This is a genomic window from Colwellia sp. SU-HH00943, assembly GCF_057546125.1.
The window spans coordinates 306,465-324,935 of record NZ_BAAJLW010000003.1; the positions used below are offsets into that span (position 1 = coordinate 306,465).

At 35.0% G+C, this 18,471-nt stretch carries 11 protein-coding genes; 6 read left to right on the forward strand and 5 right to left on the reverse strand.

The genetic code is table 11. The annotated features are described in order from the left end of the window. Nucleotides 1-29: 29 nt before the first annotated feature. The 4 genes from AC27GZ_RS09800 to AC27GZ_RS09815 all read right to left on the reverse strand — a co-directional run bounded on the left by AC27GZ_RS09800 (nt 30) and on the right by AC27GZ_RS09815 (nt 5,529). The gene (locus AC27GZ_RS09800; protein WP_487094785.1) at nt 30-3,122 is read right to left on the reverse strand and encodes an EAL domain-containing protein; all 3,093 of its coding nucleotides are present in this window, start codon (nt 3,120-3,122) and stop codon (nt 30-32) included. 34 nt (nt 3,123-3,156) lie between these two features. Then, entirely contained in the window at nt 3,157-3,618 is a 462-nt protein-coding gene (locus tag AC27GZ_RS09805) for a hypothetical protein (RefSeq protein ID WP_487094787.1), read from the reverse strand. A gap of 2 nt (nt 3,619-3,620) precedes the next feature. After that, nucleotides 3,621-4,958 (reverse strand): hypothetical protein, encoded by a 1,338-nt coding sequence (locus AC27GZ_RS09810; RefSeq protein WP_487094788.1) that lies wholly within the window; start codon nt 4,956-4,958, stop codon nt 3,621-3,623. Between the two features lie 445 nt (nt 4,959-5,403). Further along, the gene (locus tag AC27GZ_RS09815; RefSeq protein WP_487094789.1) at nt 5,404-5,529 is read right to left on the reverse strand and encodes a hypothetical protein; all 126 of its coding nucleotides are present in this window, start codon (nt 5,527-5,529) and stop codon (nt 5,404-5,406) included. A 661-nt stretch (nt 5,530-6,190) separates the two neighbouring features. Here AC27GZ_RS09815 and AC27GZ_RS09820 point away from each other — a divergent pair. The 6 genes from AC27GZ_RS09820 to AC27GZ_RS09845 all read left to right on the forward strand — a co-directional run bounded on the left by AC27GZ_RS09820 (nt 6,191) and on the right by AC27GZ_RS09845 (nt 17,235). Then, nucleotides 6,191-6,790: an RNA polymerase sigma factor gene (locus tag AC27GZ_RS09820; protein ID WP_487094791.1), complete on the forward strand. Its 600-nt coding sequence runs from the start codon at nt 6,191-6,193 to the stop codon at nt 6,788-6,790. Continuing rightward, nucleotides 6,787-7,986 carry a FecR family protein gene (locus AC27GZ_RS09825; RefSeq protein WP_487094792.1) on the forward strand — a complete coding sequence of 400 codons (1,200 nt, stop codon included), beginning with the start codon at nt 6,787-6,789 and terminating at the stop codon, nt 7,984-7,986. The genes AC27GZ_RS09820 and AC27GZ_RS09825 overlap by 4 nt, the downstream gene beginning before the upstream one ends. Before the next feature lie 58 nt (nt 7,987-8,044). After that, on the forward strand, nt 8,045-11,113 hold the full coding sequence (locus AC27GZ_RS09830; RefSeq protein WP_487094793.1) for a TonB-dependent receptor: 3,069 nt from the start codon (nt 8,045-8,047) through the stop codon (nt 11,111-11,113). Nucleotides 11,114-11,215: 102 nt separating this feature from the next. After that, the gene (locus AC27GZ_RS09835; protein ID WP_487094794.1) at nt 11,216-13,615 is read left to right on the forward strand and encodes a right-handed parallel beta-helix repeat-containing protein; all 2,400 of its coding nucleotides are present in this window, start codon (nt 11,216-11,218) and stop codon (nt 13,613-13,615) included. 48 nt (nt 13,616-13,663) lie between these two features. Beyond that, nucleotides 13,664-15,193 (forward strand): sulfatase family protein, encoded by a 1,530-nt coding sequence (locus AC27GZ_RS09840; RefSeq protein ID WP_487094795.1) that lies wholly within the window; start codon nt 13,664-13,666, stop codon nt 15,191-15,193. Nucleotides 15,194-15,312: 119 nt separating this feature from the next. After that, on the forward strand, nt 15,313-17,235 hold the full coding sequence (locus AC27GZ_RS09845) for an arylsulfatase (RefSeq protein ID WP_487094796.1): 1,923 nt from the start codon (nt 15,313-15,315) through the stop codon (nt 17,233-17,235). 300 nt (nt 17,236-17,535) lie between these two features. On the opposite strand, the gene AC27GZ_RS09850 is transcribed toward AC27GZ_RS09845, so the two are convergent. Beyond that, nucleotides 17,536-18,444 (reverse strand): LysR substrate-binding domain-containing protein, encoded by a 909-nt coding sequence (locus AC27GZ_RS09850; protein WP_487094797.1) that lies wholly within the window; start codon nt 18,442-18,444, stop codon nt 17,536-17,538. Nucleotides 18,445-18,471: the final 27 nt, after the last annotated feature.

Below are 18,471 nucleotides of genomic sequence, written 5' to 3' on the forward strand. Positions count from 1 at the left end.
TGCCACAGAAGCGCTTCATATATGCTTCACTATTGAATAGCGTCTTTTGCAAGTAATGTGTAAGTCTGTTCGGCAGGTACTGGTGGACTAAAATAATACCCTTGAATATAGTGACATCCCAGAGTTTTTAAAATCTCAAGCTGTTGCTCTGTTTCTACACCTTCAGCTATCGTCTCTAGCTGTAAATTATTTGCAATACCTATGATTGCTTTTGTTAGAGAAAGGCTTCGAGCATCATTTTGAGTTTGTTGAACAAAACTTTTGTCTATTTTTAATATATCTAGTGGAAACATACTTAAATAGCTCAGTGAAGAATAACCTGTTCCGAAGTCATCAATAGACAAGCGAATGCCTATACTTTTTAACATGTTTAATGTAGTGATTATTTTCTCTGGCTCTTCAACAATTAAGCTTTCTGTTAGCTCTAACTCTAAATATTTCGCATCAATTTGGTACTGTTCGATTGCATTCGCTACGACTAAATGGATATCGGTCAGCAAAAATTGTTTTGGCGAAATATTTACGGCTAAACTAATCTCGGAAAAACCTTGTTGTTGCCATTTTTTAAGTTGTTTACATGCGTTTTTAATAACGTTAATACCTAATTCTGCGATTAAACCGGTATCTTCCGCGATAGGGATAAACTCATCAGGTTTAATTGCTCCAAGTGTTGGATGATTCCAGCGAGATAGTGCTTCAAAACTTATTATTCTACTTGTTCTGATATCAATTTGAGGTTGGAAATAAAGTGATAAGTTATCCTCTGCTAAGGCTAGTCTTAGCTCATGTTCAATTTGGTTTCTTCGGTTTACATGATCTCCCATGGTAGGATCATAGCAGTGAAATAAATTGCTACCCGTTGATTTGGCGCTATACATGGCAGTATCAGCACAATTAATTAATGATTCGGCAGTCTTCGCATCTTTAGGGAACAAACTGACCCCTATACTTACACCTACACCAGTATCCTTGCCTTGTACTTTTATACCTTGCTCAAATTTTGTAATTATTTTTTTGGTTACCGATTTTGCATTTTCTTGTGAGGTTACACCTTGCAAAATAATAGCAAATTCGTCACCACCCAGCCGGGCAACGGTATCTTGTTGGCGCACACAACTTGTTAGGGCATTAGAGACTTTGATTAAAAGTTCGTCACCTGCCTCATGGCCTAAGGTATCGTTCACTGATTTAAACTTGTCTAAGTCTAAAAATAATAGTGCGATAATGTCATTTGAGTTTGTTGAGTGGGCTATAGCACTTTCTAATGAAGATTTGAAGTAACCCCTGTTAGGAAGTTGAGTTAGCATGTCGTGATTGGCCATAGACCAAAGCTCTTTTTCAGACTCTTTTTTCTCTGTGATATCTGAGAAAACTGCTACATAGTGTGTCAATTGACCATCTTTACCATAAACAGGGTTTAAATCGATATCTTTTATATATATTTCATGGTTTTTACGTTTCGCTATAAATTCACCTTGCCAAAAACCTTGTTCTTCTATTTTTTGATGAATACAATTTAAGTCAATGACTTTTTCATTATTTTGTAAAAACTGTGGTAACACACCAATAGCTTCGTCTTCACTGTAACCGGTAATTTTGACAAAGGCTTTATTAACTGCAAGTGTTAAAAAGTTAATATCTAGAATAGAGATGGCATTATTGCTGCTGTTAAATGCAGTAGCGTATAGTTGTATTTGCTGCTCTGCTTCAATTTCTTCTGATATATCTTGAATAGTTCCCGTAATACCTAAGGTGTTGTTTTGTTTACCTTTAAGTTTTAGCCATATACAAAAGCTGTCAGTTAAATAAAAACGAAACTCAGCTTCAAAAAGTTGAGCTTTGTTTTTGTTGAAGTCGTAGAAATACCTTTGAGTTTTGGTTTTGTCGTCAGGGTGTATTTGCTCAAAAAATTTGTCGGTAGTGAGAGTGATAGCTGTATCCCCTAATCCTAATATTTCACAACTTCTCACATCTAAATATAAGGTTTTTGTAGTAAAATCTAACTCCCACATGCCTTCATTAGCACCCCATAAAGCCAAGGATAATCGTTCTTCACTGTTTTTTAGTGCTAATTCGCGATTTTGAAGCTCATCTAACATATTGTTAAGTGCATGTGAAAATATGCCTATTTCATCAATACTTTGACTTTTATATCTATTACTTAAATTATGCTGATTTAACACGTCATTATTAACAAAATTGATAATATTTTTCAGTGGTGAGGCGATTACCGTTTTTGAAGTTAATATCAGGCTAAGTGCAATAGCTACTATTAAAATTAAAGCTAAAAAATAGGCGGAATTTTCAATATCGTTAATTAATGAAAAAGCATGCTCTCTTTTTTTATACACTGATAAGGTTGAATTTAAGTTTGTAATAGAGAGGGCTTCTTTTAACCAAAGCTCAGGTGCCCCTTCACTATAGTTTTCTCCTAATATATCAGTATTTTTAGATGTTAATGACAGTAATATATCATCTATTAAAAGAGACTCTGTTAAGGTGTTCAACTCAGAAGTAATATCGTTTGTGATACTTATATATACCTCGGTACCTGGGCCATTTATAAAATCATTATCTATATGAAAATAATAATTCAGTGTAAATAATACTTGCTCATTTACCTTGGAAAAATAGGCATGCTCTTTGTGCTTTTTAGTGTTGGTATTATGACTTTTATTGCTTTGAAAAAGCTCCTCAAACAGTTGACTTGCTTGTACAATTTCACCGTTATGAATATGAATGATAGAGCTATCGTTGGTAATTATTTCTACATTTTTATATTGTATTTTAAAGTTAGTTAATGAGCGTAGGAACTGTTCTAAATCTACAACTTCATCATTCATACCCTCCTGATCTTTTAATACTCTGTAATCTATATAATTATTTAAACTATTATGTGAGCCTATTAATTGTGCATCTTCTTTCGTTTTTTTGTAAATAATGTCGAAAATATTTGCTGAACTATTCAGTGAATTTTTTAGCGAGTTTATTACAACCGGATAAAGTTTATTATCCAGTTGATTAACGTTAATAAAGGTATGTAATGCAACCAGTGTGAAAATCACCGTTCCAACGTAAATTAATACCTTTAAAGCGATAGAACGACGAAGCCAAACAGGCATAAAATTAATTTTATTTTGTATATACATAGTTTAATTAATTTGATGAATCTTTATTCAAAACCATCACAACTTTTAAGTTTTTTTGTTTTTTAGCCTCCTTGGCCGAGATATAACCGATAGCGTTTTTATACGAACCTACAAATTTAGCAACTAATTGCTCTTTTTTTATTTTTACTTTGTTTTTTAAAGTATTGTTTATATAACGATTAGACCATTCAGCTTGGCTTGCGATGGCTGACTTATTCAATAACGAGTTTGAAAATAATGTTCGTTTTTTGTCTTTTACTGGTAATTCAAATAATAAAATTTGATCTCCAGTTTGCCAAAAGTTTCTTTGATCAGAATATATTTGTTTGATCATCTCTACTGTTAATATTTCTTCATTTTGAGCATTAATGACAACAACAACTTCGTCAGCTGATAATTTAAAAGCAATGGAAAGTTGAGCTACTATAAATAGGATCAACATGAATAATTTTTTTATTGGATATTTCATGTCTAGTTCCCTAAATAGCCGGTGACGGAGAAGATATAAAAACCAAAGTCACTTTTTAGAGGATCAGCATGTTGATCATAATGATACTCCCCCTTTAGTTTTATATATTCATTGAGTCGGTAATTAATAAAAAATGAGTTTCTAGTCGTTTCATCAATTTCTAAGTCTGTTTTATCGAAAACATCATAACGTAAACCTAAGCCCCATTGATCAATATCATATAATAATTGAGCGTAGTAACCTTTGGTGCTGTAATCATTATTGGGGTTAGTAAACAGAAGGTCAGCTTCTGCATATTCAGCTTGTAAGGTAAAGTTACGTTGTCTTAATTTAAGATGAAAACCTAGTGCTGAATTATCAGCATCATTATTTGAACTATCCTGATTATCATTATATAAGGTAAAACCCATCATAAAATCATCTAGCCAAGGCGCGCGATAATCAGCTTTAAAGCCGACAGCTTTAGTACTGTTTAGGTCTTTTTTCCCTGAGACATTTGACTGACCATTACCCAAGTAAACGTTATAGTTAAAAAAGTGGTTTGAAATCAGCTCAACATTACCTGAAAGTGACATACCGTCTACCAGTTGAGGAAATACCTTTCTTAAGTGTAAAGGTCTTTCCTGTGTGGTTACAAACGGTGGGTAATGATCTTCTGACCAAATACCAGCAGGCGTAAAAAAACGACCAACTCGCATGTTTAAATATTGAGAGTAATTTAAATCAAAGTTGACTGCTTCAACAAAAATTTTACCCGACGCTTCTGCTAGATCACCTGAGCCGTCATTTACCCCTTTAAAGTTTGGTGTGTCTTCGTATTCTATTTCAGAGAAAAACTTTATGTTATTATCGAACTCTTTAGTAAAAAATAACGATAAATGGTGCATTCTAAATTCTTCATTGACGCCTGGTTCACTTGAGCCCTTGTATTCAACGTCGGCATAGCCAGCAATTTTCATACTATTATCTAATTCTTCTGCTAAATCTTCATAAGAATAAATAGCAAGTTCGGTTTGTTGTGATACTTCTTCAATTCGTTCAATGGCTATTGTGTTTTCATTAGTTATAGATTGTAGCTTTGATAATTGTGTTTTTTCTGATTCTAACTCCAGGGATTTTTCTGTAGATGGGGATACATTTGTTTTATCACTTTGGTTGTGAATATTTTTTGCGGTATTTTGTTCTAGCAATTGCTTGACGAGCTTTTCAAGCGCAATTACTTTTTGCTCAAGTGCTTGTACACGCTCGTCTGTTGATTCTGTTGCACTTAATATTGGTATTGCACAAAGATATAATGCTAACAGTAATGCGCTTCTAAATGAAAAGAGGCTGGAAGTCATTTCAATCTCCCATAGGGAATAATTGCTAAGAAAGTCAAATTAAAAATAAAATTTCATTAAATTAAATCGAAACTTTTTCTTTATTTACGCGTTATATTTTAAGTGTAAGATAAAAATAGAATTTTTCAATAAACCATAAAAAAACTTCATCACTAGTAACAAGTTTACTACCATTAATAACGATGAAATTGTTCATTCAATGAAGTAAATGTCTGGTGCACCGCCCTTATAACGGAGGAAAAGGTAGAGTAAAAGAAAGAAGCTAAAAATAGTTTATCTCAACAATAATTTGTTAGTAAGTAGGTCGCTTAGGAATCTCTGAATATAGAGTAAATGTATAATTTATATTTTTGGTGATTATTGAATCAAACCTAGACTGGCAATATATGTATAAAAGCAGAGATAACGCTATGACTAGGTTTGAATGTTGGCAATAAAGAAAAATTTATTTTACTTGTGTTTTGCAATGTTGATCACCGTAGTAATTATTTGCGTAGTTACAATTTACCACTTCTACTTTATTGGCCGATAAATTTAAAGCGGCTTTTATATTCTTAATTATTGTTTTCATGTCAGATTCCTCGTTTATTTATAGACAACAACATAGTGATACTTTTATGTTGTTTAGTAAATTTGATTAAATAAACGATAATATTCTAAAAAACTAAACAATAAATATTGTTAATTGCAATTGTATGTCAAATTCGAGCTCTTCACTGTGTCAAATTTTTCATTGCCCTTAAAAATATTTAACATTGATGTAAAGCACTTCCATTAAGTTCTTAACATCAATATGGCTGTGATTCGAACTAAAAATGTAATTTGCCATTCTAATCAAGGTAGCCATGTTATCTTCCGCGAGTTTAGTTAAAAATAAACGCTTCAACAAACGGTGAAGATCAAACAGCTTTTGAAAGTCAATTTTTAGTATGTAAAAAGAATAATGTACACGTTGTTTTACCTATAAATTATCCAAACTAATTTCAAATTTTGTTAACGTCACTTTATGAAGTTTCTTGAACATTAGAAGGATGTAAAAATAAACAATAAATTTTTAAAAAACTGTAGTAGATTTAGTTAACTCATACGTCTTATTGTTGAGGCAAAAAACAGAAATGATGTTTATGTTTAAATTAATTCTTTGTATTTTATGTTATTAATTTACCTATAGTTTAATTTTCTAATCTCTTTGAAAAGAAGTATCACGAAATAATAATATAATGGATAATAATGTGGTAACAAAAAAAAACTCACAAGAAGACACTAAAAATGAAAGTATTTTAAGTGTTTTTACGCGTTATAAATCTTCACTAAAATTCTATATTTCTAGCTTTGTAGTAAACTCTCAAGATGTTGATGATGTTTGTCAGGAAACATTTTTACGAACCTATAAATCCTCTCTTGAAAGTGATGTAAAAACACCAAAATCATTTATGTTTAAAGTCGCTAAAAATTTAATTTTTTCTGACTTTAGACGAGCTTCAACACAGTTAAATGAATATGTAGAAGATATAGATTTAGTAGACAGTCAGCTCGAACTAGATAACTTAGAAAGTAATACATTAGCACAAGAAAAGCTTGGTGTTATGTGTGAGGCAATCGCTGGTTTACCTAATAAATGCCGTCAGGTCGTGGTTATGAGAAAAGTATATGGAATGACTACTAAAGATATCGCAAAACGTATGAATATTTCGACAATTACCGTCAGTAATTACATCACCAAAGGAATGTGCGCCTATAATGACGCCCGAGAAAAGTATATTAATGAACACAATGAAAAGCCACGTGCTCAAAGCAAAAATACCTCCATTAAATCAGGGAGTGTATCATGAATACTAATGTTGAAGGCTTCACTAATAGAAGCAAAATCAATGAAGAAGCGGCTCAATGGGTTTTATTACTAGAGGATACACCGACTTTATCTGAAAAGCAGATCAAAGAGCTGAATGCATGGGTTGCTACCAGTAATATTCATCGAGAATGTATAGAGTCTATGGCGAGTTCATGGGGAGAAATGGATTTACTTTCACAAGTGATGATACCTCAAGAAATGCAAAAGCCATCTGTAATGTTGAGTTTTTTGACTCGTCTATTTTTACCACTAATAGCTTTATTTTCTGTACTAACGGTGAGTATTCAGAAAAGTAAAATCATAATAAGACCTGTTGTTTTGGTTCCTGTTTTATTATGTGTAATAACCTTCTTTGGTGTGTTGAACATTCAACCAGATACTAACCCTGCTAATATCGTCCTGCAAACGAGTATAGGTGAGAATATCCAGCATAATTTACCAGATGGCTCAAGTTTATGGTTAAATAGTTCGAGTAAAGTGCAAATAAATTACAGTGAAAACTTTCGTCGCATTAACTTATTAGCAGGTGAAGCACACTTTGAAGTGGCTAAAGATGCTACGCGTCCCTTTGAGGTTTACGCTGATGATAGATTAGTTCGTGCTATAGGTACTGCTTTCACGGTTCATAAACTTCCTGAAAGAATTGAAGTATTGGTTAGTGAAGGAACCGTTGAGTTGGCGATTGTAGATAATACTCTGGTTGTTATCCCTGATGACTATAAAGCGATTAAAATCGAGCAAAATATAGAGGGTAAGGTGACTTCTGAAAGCTCAACACCTGATGCTGAACAGTTAGGGAAACAACCCGCTTCTTTGAAAAAAATGCTAGGAAAACTAACCGCTGGTCAGCGCATTAGTATTCCAGTAAAGCATGATGATATCAGTGATGTTGATGAATTAGATACCAGTGAAGTTACTCGCTTTCTTTCTTGGAAAGAAGGTAAACTAGTTTTTGCTGGTGAATCTTTAGAGGAAGTGATTAATGAAATTACTCGCCATACCCCAGTGAAAATAGACGTACTTGATCCTGAGCTAAAGTCAATGCGCATTGGTGGTCAGTTTCAAGTAGGTGAAACCGATACTTTGTTCTATGTGTTAGAGTCGGGTTTTGGTATTAGTGTTAACAAATTAGATGAAAACCATGTACAATTACTTATAAAAAAACAAATAAAATAAAAATATGTATAGTAGATTTAGTTTTCTTGAGCATCTTATTAATAGGCAGGTTAATAAGATGCTAATAGTTTTTGGATTATTAAGTTTCTTTAGCTTAACATGTATAGTTAAAGCTAATGAGCATCCAAAGATAAACGGAAAATATGAATTTAATATTCCCGCTCAATCTTTAGATAAATCACTTAATACTCTCTCAGATATCAGCAAGATATCATTTCTATTCCCTTATGACCTTGTCGAAAATAAGAAAGGGAACTCTGTTCAAGGCTACTTTAACGTGCAACAAGCACTTGATGTGCTACTTAAAGGTAGCAACCTTGATGGGGAACTCTCAAACAACAAAGCTTTTTTAATTAAACCACGTTTGGTGAAAGAAGCTACTAACAATAGTTTGGGGAAACAAGAGATGAAGTCACAAAAAACAGCGTTAGCATCTATATTTGCAATATTGTTCTCATCTGCATCAGGTGCAGAAGAAGCTAACTTAGCTAATGAAGCAGATAGTGAGATTGAGAAAATAACCGTTACTGGTATTCGAGGTAGTTTAGCTAAGGCGACTGAAGTAAAGCGTTCTTTAGATGTAGTTGCTGATGTGATATCAGCGGAAGACATTGGTAAATTTCCGGATCAAAATTTAGCTGAATCATTACAACGCATCAGTGGTGTACAGATATCAAGAAATAGAGGTGAAGGGGACGATGTAAGCATTAGAGGCTTAAGCCCTGCGTTCACTCGAATTCAATTTAACGGGAGAACATTACCTTCTGCAACAGGTGGTCGTAGTTTTGACTTTACTATTTTACCTTCAGATTTTGTTAGTGCACTAGAAGTGTATAAAACACCTTCAGCAGACATGGAAGAAGGGGCACTATCAGGTACAGTCAATGTAAAAACACCTAGACCTCTTGATTTAGGTAAAGACTCCTTTGTAACGAATATTAAAGCAGTACATGAAGAAAACTCCGGTGAAACTTCACCTGATTTATCTGTGCTTTACACTAATGTAAATGAAGATAATAGTTTTGGTATTACCTTAGGTGCTCATTATGATTCACGTACTGTTGAGTCTCATATTTATGAAGCTTTCGGTTTAGAGCCAGCTACCGAGTCAAGTAAAGGGTTAGATTATGATTTAAATGGTATAATTGATGACTCAAGATATCAATTTGATCATGCGACAAACTTTTCTCCACTACAAGAAGAGCGTGAAAGAGCAACTTTTTTGGCTACAGCTCAATGGCGTCCATCAGATAATATAGATATTTGGTTAGAGGGGCTTTATTCAGAATTTGATATTGTTGGTGCATTGCCATTAAATTCATTCCGTTGGACTAATGTTGTTGCAGGCGGATCAGTTTACGATAGCCAAATTTCAGGTGATTTGATCGAACGTTTAGGTATTAATGGCGTTGATAATCGTAACAATGCTAGAACCACAGACTCAAATGATACCTTAACATCACTTTCTTTAGGTACAGACTATCAACTTAGTGATGATTGGGCTATTAGCGTGGAACTATCTTATGCAAAATCGGAAAATCTCGTTACAAATCTTGCACACGCTGTTATAGGTCGAGCTAATGCATCATATGATTTTAGTCAGGATTATGCCGGTATTCCGCAAGTGGAATATGCACCAGGTTTTGATCACTTAGATGGAAATAACTTTAACTCACTTGGTGTTAATGGGCGTCTTGACCAACCAATAGAAGATGAGAATATCGATTTGAGAATTGATATTGATCATGGTATTGAGTGGAATATAGGGAAAGACTTCACTTTTTATAATTTAGAGTTTGGTGCTAAGTATAGCTCTCGTTCTAAATACAATGGCTTTCGTAATCTAGGTGTTAGTGCTGAAGCCCTAGCTGGTCTTTTAGGTGAAACTTTTAACCCAAATATTGAGGGTGGTAGTTTTAATGCCAGTAAATATATGTCGGAATATAATCCTAGCAATTTCTTGGATGGCTATGATGGCGTTAAAAACTTTCCATCACAATGGCTCACCGGTGATGTAGATACTTTATTAGAGTATGTTTCATTAGCAGAATTAGTTGCAGCTGGAACAATTACCGAAGGCGGCTCACGTGTTATTGATGTTGAAGAAGACGTATTTTCTGGTTATGCAAAATTAAGTTTTAGCGGTGCTGAAGATAGGCTCAATGGTAATTTTGGTATTCGTGTTGTGTCAACTGATCAAGAGTCTAGTGGTAATATTCCTGATTTTTCAACCATTAGATTTGGTCAAGGTGGTGCGCAAACTTTCGTAGACTCTTCTGAAAGCTCAGTGAGTCGTTCATACACTGAAGTTTTACCAAGCTTTAACTTAGCATACGATGTATCTGACGATGTAGTCGTTCGTTTTGGTGCTGCACGTGTGATGTCTCGCCCTGATTTAGCAGTATTATCACCTGCAACAACAATTGATGTAAATATTAAAACAATCAAATCAAGCAATCCAAATGTAGATCCTTACTTAGCAGATCAAATTGACTTGTCATTTGAATGGTACTTTGAAGAAGCAGGTATGCTTTCAGTATCTCCATTTGTTAAATTTATCGACTCGTTTGTCGTATCTTCTACGCAACCAGAGCAAGTTACTTATACTGATTTAGATGGTAATAACCCAGTAACAGATACATTTACTCGATTCTTACCTGATAACGGTAAAGGATCTGACATGTATGGTTTTGAAGTAAACTGGCAACAACCACTTGACATAATTGTTGAGGGGTTAGGCTTTATGGCTAACTTTACAGTGGTACACGCTGATAAAATTCAGACTGCTGAAGATGGCCCATTACTCACCTTAGATGGTTTGTCTGAGACTAGTTATAACATGGTTGCTTACTATGAGAATGAATCTTTTGGCGCTCGTTTAGCTTATAACTACCGCGATAAGTTTGTAAATAATGGTACTAACTATTTTGGTGACGGTTCATTTACCAATGAGTACTCTCAGTTAGACTTCTCAGCAAGCTACAACATCACTGAGAACATCTCTATCAATTTTGAAGCACTGAACTTAACTAATGAAGTGCTAGTTCAAACTAACTCTTTAAATGTAAATAGAGGTTTAGAAGATGTTGGCAGTCGTTTCACCCTTGGCGTTAGAGCAGCATTTTAAGGTGGCTTGAACACTTTAAAACATAGCTCGGGAGATAGCTTTTAGCGCTATCTCCTTTTTCTTTCTCTATTTAATGACATCCAAATTTTCTAGGTGTAGTCGATGCGTATCTATATATTTATTGTAAGCCTCTTTTTATTTTCTTGTTCACCAGTTCATGAAAATGCCCATCATAAAGCTACTTCTGCGGCTAATAGTCCAGAATTATTGATTGTTTATCCTGAAGGACAAGTAAAACAAAATGGCTTTAGTTTAGAAAACGCTTTGTTAAAAGCTAAAACATTATTATCTAAAAATAAAAGTGTAGAAATACAACTTAGTTCAGGTGTTTATTATTTAACAAAACCTATCATTCTAGGCCCAGAATTTTCGGGAACAAAAGAACAGCCGTTTATCATTAGCGCAGAAGATAATGGCAAGGTAACGTTAAGCGCTGCTACTCTAGTAAATCTAGACTGGCAACCTCATAACCAAATCATGAAAGCACAGCTTTCAGTAGAAAACATAGACCAATTATATATTAATGGTGCTAAGCAAATCAGTGCACGATATCCAAATTTTGACGCTTCAGTGCAGGTTTTCAATGGCTATGGTGCTGATGCAATTTCACCAGAGCGCATCGCAACGTGGAAAAACCCTGTTGGTGGTTTCGTTCATGCTCTCCATGAAGGTCGTTGGGGCGGTATGCATTACCAAATTGAGGGCGTTGATGACAAAGGTGAACTCAAGCTCAATGGCGGCTTTCAAAATAACCGCTATTCACCATTACATAAGAAATACCGTTATGTAGAAAATATTTTTGAAGAATTAGATGCCCCTGGTGAATGGTATTTTGATAAAGACACATTAACGCTATATTTTTATCCCCCTCAAGGCATGGATTTAGCCAATAGCCAAGTTGAAATATCTCAACTTGATCACTTAATCGAACTTCAAGGTGATTCAACAAATCCGGTAAAACATATCACTATTCAAGGATTAACCTTCACGAAAACCAAACAAACGTTTATGAAAACTAACGAGCCACTTTTGCGCAGCGATTGGGCTATATATCGTGGAGGCGCCATTTTAATGGACGGTACTGAGAATATCAGTGTTATCAAAAATATTTTTCATAACTTAGGAGGCAATGCAATATTTGTCAGTAATTACAACCGTAATGCCAGAATTGCTAGCAATGAAGTATTTGATATTGGCGCGAGTGCCATTAGCTTTGTCGGTAGTGCAACAGCGGTTAGATCACCAAGTTTTGAATATCATGAATTTGTAGAGCTTGATGATATGGACATGGAGCTTGGTCCTAAAAATGAAAACTATCCTTCAAAATCCATTGCTACTGATAATTTAATTCACGATATAGGACAAGTTGAAAAACAAGTGGCTGGTGTGCAGTTATCAATGTCATCAGATATCACCGTTAGCCATAACTCTATTTATCGTGTACCTCGTGCAGGTATCAACGTCAGTGAAGGCACATGGGGCGGTCATATTCTTGAATATAATGATGTTTTTGAAACCGTGTTAGAAACAGGCGATCATGGCGCATTTAACTCATGGGGCAGAGACCGTTTTTGGCACCCAACTCGCCCTGAAATGGATAAGTTAGCTAAAACACATCCAGACTTATATAAAGCGGATGTTCTTAGCCCAATCATTATCAGAAACAACCGTTTTCAGTGTGATCATGGTTGGGATATTGACTTAGATGATGGCTCTTCAAACTATGAAATTTATAATAATGTTGCCTTAAGTGGCGGTTTAAAACTCAGAGAGGGTTTTAACCGTACCGTTGAAAATAACATCATCTTAAATAACTCATTCCATCCACATGTATGGTTTGAAAACAGCGATGATACTTTCCGCCACAACATCATATTAGCAAGCCATAAACCTATTCTGAATAATTTTTGGGGTAATGAAATTGATAAAAACTTTTTCACTACTGAGCAAGCGTTATTAAAAGCACAAAAATTAGGACTGGATGAGAACTCTGTATTTGGCGAACCATTATTTATAGACCCTGAAAATGGCAATTACCAAGTGAGTAAAGAATCATTGGCCCTTACGATAGGCTTTAAAAACTTTTCTATGGATGAATTTGGTGTAAAAAGTGAACACTTAAAGGTTAAGGCTGAAAAACCTGAATTCCCTAATTTATACCTCAATAATAATGATGCATCTAACTCTAACGAAATGGATTTATTTGGCGCTACCTTTAAGTCTGTTACCACTCTTGGTGAGCAATCTGCCTTAGGTATTCCAGAAATTGCAGGTGCGCTAATTATAGATATTGTGCCTAACGGTAAAGCTGAATTAGGCGGATTAAAGAAAGGTGATGTGATCCTGCGTGTTATAGATACTGAATTTGGCGGTGTAGATAAGATTGTAGCCATTAGTGATTTATTAACCTCATACCGCTCTAGAAAATGGCGTGGGCACTTAGAAGTGGTGATTATGAGAAATCAACAAGAGCAACATTTAGAGATTAATTTACTTGATTAATTTTCATTACTTTAGCTTTTTGCGTTATATAAATTTAAGGATAATAAATTGAATAAATTTCTTACATCCATTGTTTTATTTACCACAACTTTATTCGCATTTGGCGTTAATCAATTTGCCAGTGCAGGTGGGTCTTCTTCTACCGAAACAGAAAAAAAATTGCCGAATATAATTGTGATACTTGCTGATGATATGGGGTTTGGAGACATAGGTGCTTATAATAGTAAAAGTGCTATACCCACAAAAAACTTGGATCAATTGGCTAATGAAGGTATGCGTTTTACTGATGCGCATACTCCTTCGTCGGTATGTACTCCAACACGTTACTCATTACTAACTGGTCGATATGCATGGCGCTCTTCTCTTAAGTCTGGCGTATTGTGGGGGTACTCACCTTTATTAATTGAAACTGACCGAGCGACAATACCCTCTATCTTGAAAAAGAAAGGGTACCATACTTCAGCTATAGGGAAGTGGCATATAGGTTTAGGGTTCTTAGAGCCAGATTACTATCTTAAAGAAACTGATAAACCACAGCGTATAGGCGGTGGTTATGGTCATTTGAGTCCAGGTCCTAATGCTGTTGGATTCGACTATTTCTTTGGTATTCCGGCTAGTTTAGACATGAAGCCTTACCTTTATATTGAAAATGAAAAGCCTTACCGTGCTATAGATGGTCGTTTAATTAATTCAAGCGAGCAACGTCGTTTAGGGGGTGAAGGTTTTTGGCGAAGAGGAGAGGTTGCTGAAGGTTTTGTTCACAAAGAAGTACTACCGACTATTACCAACAAAGCAATTGACTATATAAAATCACGAAGTCAATCAACAGACGGTAAACCATTTTTCTTATATTTCCCATTAACAGCTCCTCATACACCATGGTTACCAACTGATGAGTTTATAGGGACAAGCAAAGCAGGATATTACGGTGACTTTGCCGTTCAAGTTGATGATGTAGTAGGTCAAATTAAGGCGACACTTAAATCAACAGGGATGGATGAAAATACCATCATTGTTTTTACGTCTGATAATGGCGCTCATTGGAAAGCCAGTGATATCAAAAAATACAAACATTTGGCAAATGGCGCTTTCAGAGGTCAAAAAGCAGACATATATGAAGGTGGTCATCGCGTGCCTCTAATCGTAACGTGGCCAGATAACATTCCAGCAAATATTACATCAGATCAACAAGTTACTTTAGCTGATTTAATGGCGACTTTTGCCGCTGTAGCCGATATTCAATTAGCCGATGATGAAGGGCCTGATAGCTTTAATATATTACCGACATTATTACACAATCCTAAAAATCAACAAACAAGAGCTCCAATGATACATCACGCTTTAGATGGTATGTTTGCGATAAGAGAGGGTGATTGGAAGCTAATTGATGGTTTAGGCTCAGGAGGATTCACTCAGCCAGCAAGGGAAACTTTTAGTAAAGGCGCATTAGGTGTGCAGTTATATAACTTAAAAGAAGATCCTCGTGAATCAATTAATGTTGCTAGTTCACATCCTCACAAAGTACAAGATTTGTTAGCAAAATTAAATGAAATTAAATCCCGAGGTTCAAGTCGATAACCGGTTTTAACAATCTATTCACTGAAGCCCTATAGCGTTAGCAATAATTGTTTCGAGTTTTGAGTTTGTCATAGATTAATCATTAATCTATGACAAAAAAATTATTCAGGAGAAGAGTAGTGCAGAATGTAACGAGATCTATTCTAAGGTTAATTTTTAGTGCGACTTTAGTTGTTTCACTATCAAGTTGTGACAATAATAGAAATTCTTGGGTTAATGATACTCGTAAGGGTACTCTTAATTCTTTACCTGTTGATACAGAAATCTCAAAACCTAATATCGTATTAATCATGACTGATGATCAAGGTTATGGAGATTTTGGCATGTACGATAACCCCATTGTGAAAACGCCGAATATTGAAGAACTTGCTTCAGAAAGTCATCGGTTTACTAATTTTCATGTCGACCCAACTTGTTCTCCTACACGCGCTGCTTTAATGAGTGGACAGTATTCGCTTCGAGCTGGTGTTTGGCATACGGTAATGGGACGCCATATGCTTAACAATGAACATTATATATTGCCAGAAATATTAAAGGATAACGGTTATAACACCGCTATGATTGGCAAGTGGCACTTGGGTGAAAATTACCCATTTAGACCGCAAGACCAAGGCTTTGAACATGTATTAAGTCATGGAGGAGGCGGTGTTGGGCAAGCGCCAGATTACTGGGGAAATGACCAGTTTGACGATACCTATTTTCTTAATGGACAAGAGAAAAAATATAATGGTTTTGCAACTGATATTTGGTTTGATGAAGCAATAGATTTCATTCATCAACAAACCAAAAAAGATGCACCCTTTTTTTTATATTTATCAACTAATGCGCCTCATGTTCCTTGGCGTGCTCCTGAAAAATACATAGAGCCATACAGAATGTTAGGTCTAGAAGATGATTTAGCGAAGTTTTATGGCATGATAACTAATATTGATGATAATGTTGCACGCCTTCGTCAAGCAATTCGAGACCACAAAATTGAAGGTGACACTATCTTCATCCTCCTGACCGATAATGGCTCATCAATGGCCGCAAGAAGTAATGGCGAACCCCTTAGTCGATTATCTGATGAAGTTAAATTAGTAATCGAAGGCAACACAGGGATAAAACTTAATAGTTTAAATAGTCATTTACGTGAAGGTAAAGGCTCAACGTATGATGGAGGACATCGTGTTCCCCTATTTATTCACTGGCCTAATGGAAATTTAGGTCAGCCAACTGACATTAGTGACCTAACTGCTCATATTGATGTACTACCTACTTTACTTGACCTTGTTGGTATTGATGGCAAAAATATTGACACTGACGGTATTTCTCTTGTTCCCGCACTGAAAGATGCAACGACCTTACCTAAAAGAACCTTGGTAGTGACAAATCAACGAGTACTAAACCCTAACCCACAGCGTCCTTATGCAGTTATGCAAGGTAATTGGCGTTACGTTCATGCAATTGAAACAGGCGGTGTTGAACTATTTAATTTGACCGAAGATCCGTCGCAAGAAAATGATATCAGCGCATTAAATCCACAACGTATAAAAGAAATGGCAAATGCTTATGAAAATTGGTGGGTTCATGTTACTAGTAAAGGTACACCAACGACTCGACCTATTATTGGTTCAGAATATGAAAACCCTTCTAGATTAACAGCGATGGATTGGTTATCTCCAAATACTAGTCAAGTACCTTGGTGGCCGGGTTTTGGTGATGATAAATGGGGAAAAGGTCACGGTTGGGTTGGTGATGAAGAGAAGTTTATTGTATCACCATGGGCCTTAAAAGTAGCCAAAAATGGTATTTATTCTATGACACTATTTTTGCATGATATTCCTGCTGAAAAGGTGATAAATAGACGTTACGCGCATTTACAGCTTAATGATAAGTTTTTCACTATGGCTGTTGTAGAAGGTGCAACGTCAGTTACTTTTGAAACAACCTTATCTAAGGGAGAGTTGGATGTTAAAGCTTGGTTTGATAATCAACAGGATGAAAGTGGTTTAGATCAAGGATTACCTGCATTTTATTTGTATGTTGAAAAGAAAGGTTAATACCTTCACTGCAATGAGGGCATTAAAATAAACATTTAATAATTTTTACTCCATCAGGATGCGTTCATAACATCATGAAAATATTATAGATTATTTGGTTTTTAATTTACTTAAAAACAATCGCAATAGCATTTGTTTCCCTCATTTATTTTGTTAATTAGAACATAAAAGATGACAAGGGAATTATTCATTATGCTTGTGATTTACAATATTGATCACCGTAGTAATTATATTGTTCAGTAAATTTAATTAAGTAAATAACAACATTTTAAAAAATTTAATAATATCTATCTTTAAACTTTAAGCTTTGTCGCATTTGCTGTTTAATTGTTCTGTGAAAATGTTTTTGAGTGTGGTTAATTCATTTGTTCGAACGTAATTAGGTCTAATAACAATAGCGATTGTTCTGTGAGGGCCAGGTTCATTTAAATGAATTGCTCTTAATTCGGATTCATTATTGATTAATTGATCTAAAGCCATTTGTGGCACCAGTGTTGTGCCTAGCTTTCCTGCAACCATTTGAATTAATGTATGCAAACTGGCTGAATCAAAATCAGTATCTTGCTTTTTACTCTGTAATTGACAGGCGGCTGAAATATGCTCTTTTAAACAATGACCATCTTTTAATAGCATTAACTTATCAATTTCCAACTCTTCGCTGGTAATTTCTTGTGTCTTAGTTGGGCATTCATCTTTATGGCAAACCCAATAAAAATCCTCTTGCCAAAAATCAAAGCTTATCAACCCTTCAATTGGGTAAGGTAGGGCAAGTATGGCAGCATCTATATTTCCAGATTTTACCTTTTCTACTAAGGAGTGAGATTGTTCTTCAATGATCCTCAATTTAAAGTTTGGATATTGTTTTCTAACCTCTGGCAAAACTTTAGGTAAAAGGTAAGGCCCAATGGTGGGTATTACTCCTATGGTAAGAGGACTGCTAAAAGGCTTTTTATCGATATGAGCTACTTGAAGAAGTTCGTCTAATTCAAGCTTTACTTTTTTAGCTTTATTTAAAATGACTTGCCCTTTGTTTGTTACCAGAACTTGCTTATTATTACGCTCAAAAATTATTACGCCTAATTGTTTTTCAAGTTCATTAATAGATGTACTTAATGCTGACTGAGATACGTGGCAAGCCTCAGCTGCTTTCTTGAAGTGTAATGTTTTTTCAATAGCAAGTGCGTAGTGTAGTTGTTTTAAAGAAATCATTCTAAATATCATTTAATTAATTATAAG

Coding starts and splice junctions, on each gene's coding strand:
- AC27GZ_RS09800 (WP_487094785.1), bottom strand. CDS start 3,122: ATGCCTGTTTGGCTTCGTCGTTCTATCGCTTTAAAGGTATTAATTTAC.
- AC27GZ_RS09805 (WP_487094787.1), bottom strand. CDS start 3,618: ATGAAATATCCAATAAAAAAATTATTCATGTTGATCCTATTTATAGTA.
- AC27GZ_RS09810 (WP_487094788.1), bottom strand. CDS start 4,958: ATGACTTCCAGCCTCTTTTCATTTAGAAGCGCATTACTGTTAGCATTA.
- AC27GZ_RS09815 (WP_487094789.1), bottom strand. CDS start 5,529: ATGAAAACAATAATTAAGAATATAAAAGCCGCTTTAAATTTATCGGCC.
- AC27GZ_RS09825 (WP_487094792.1), top strand. CDS start 6,787: ATGAATACTAATGTTGAAGGCTTCACTAATAGAAGCAAAATCAATGAA.
- AC27GZ_RS09830 (WP_487094793.1), top strand. CDS start 8,045: ATGCTAATAGTTTTTGGATTATTAAGTTTCTTTAGCTTAACATGTATA.
- AC27GZ_RS09835 (WP_487094794.1), top strand. CDS start 11,216: ATGCGTATCTATATATTTATTGTAAGCCTCTTTTTATTTTCTTGTTCA.
- AC27GZ_RS09850 (WP_487094797.1), bottom strand. CDS start 18,444: ATGATTTCTTTAAAACAACTACACTACGCACTTGCTATTGAAAAAACA.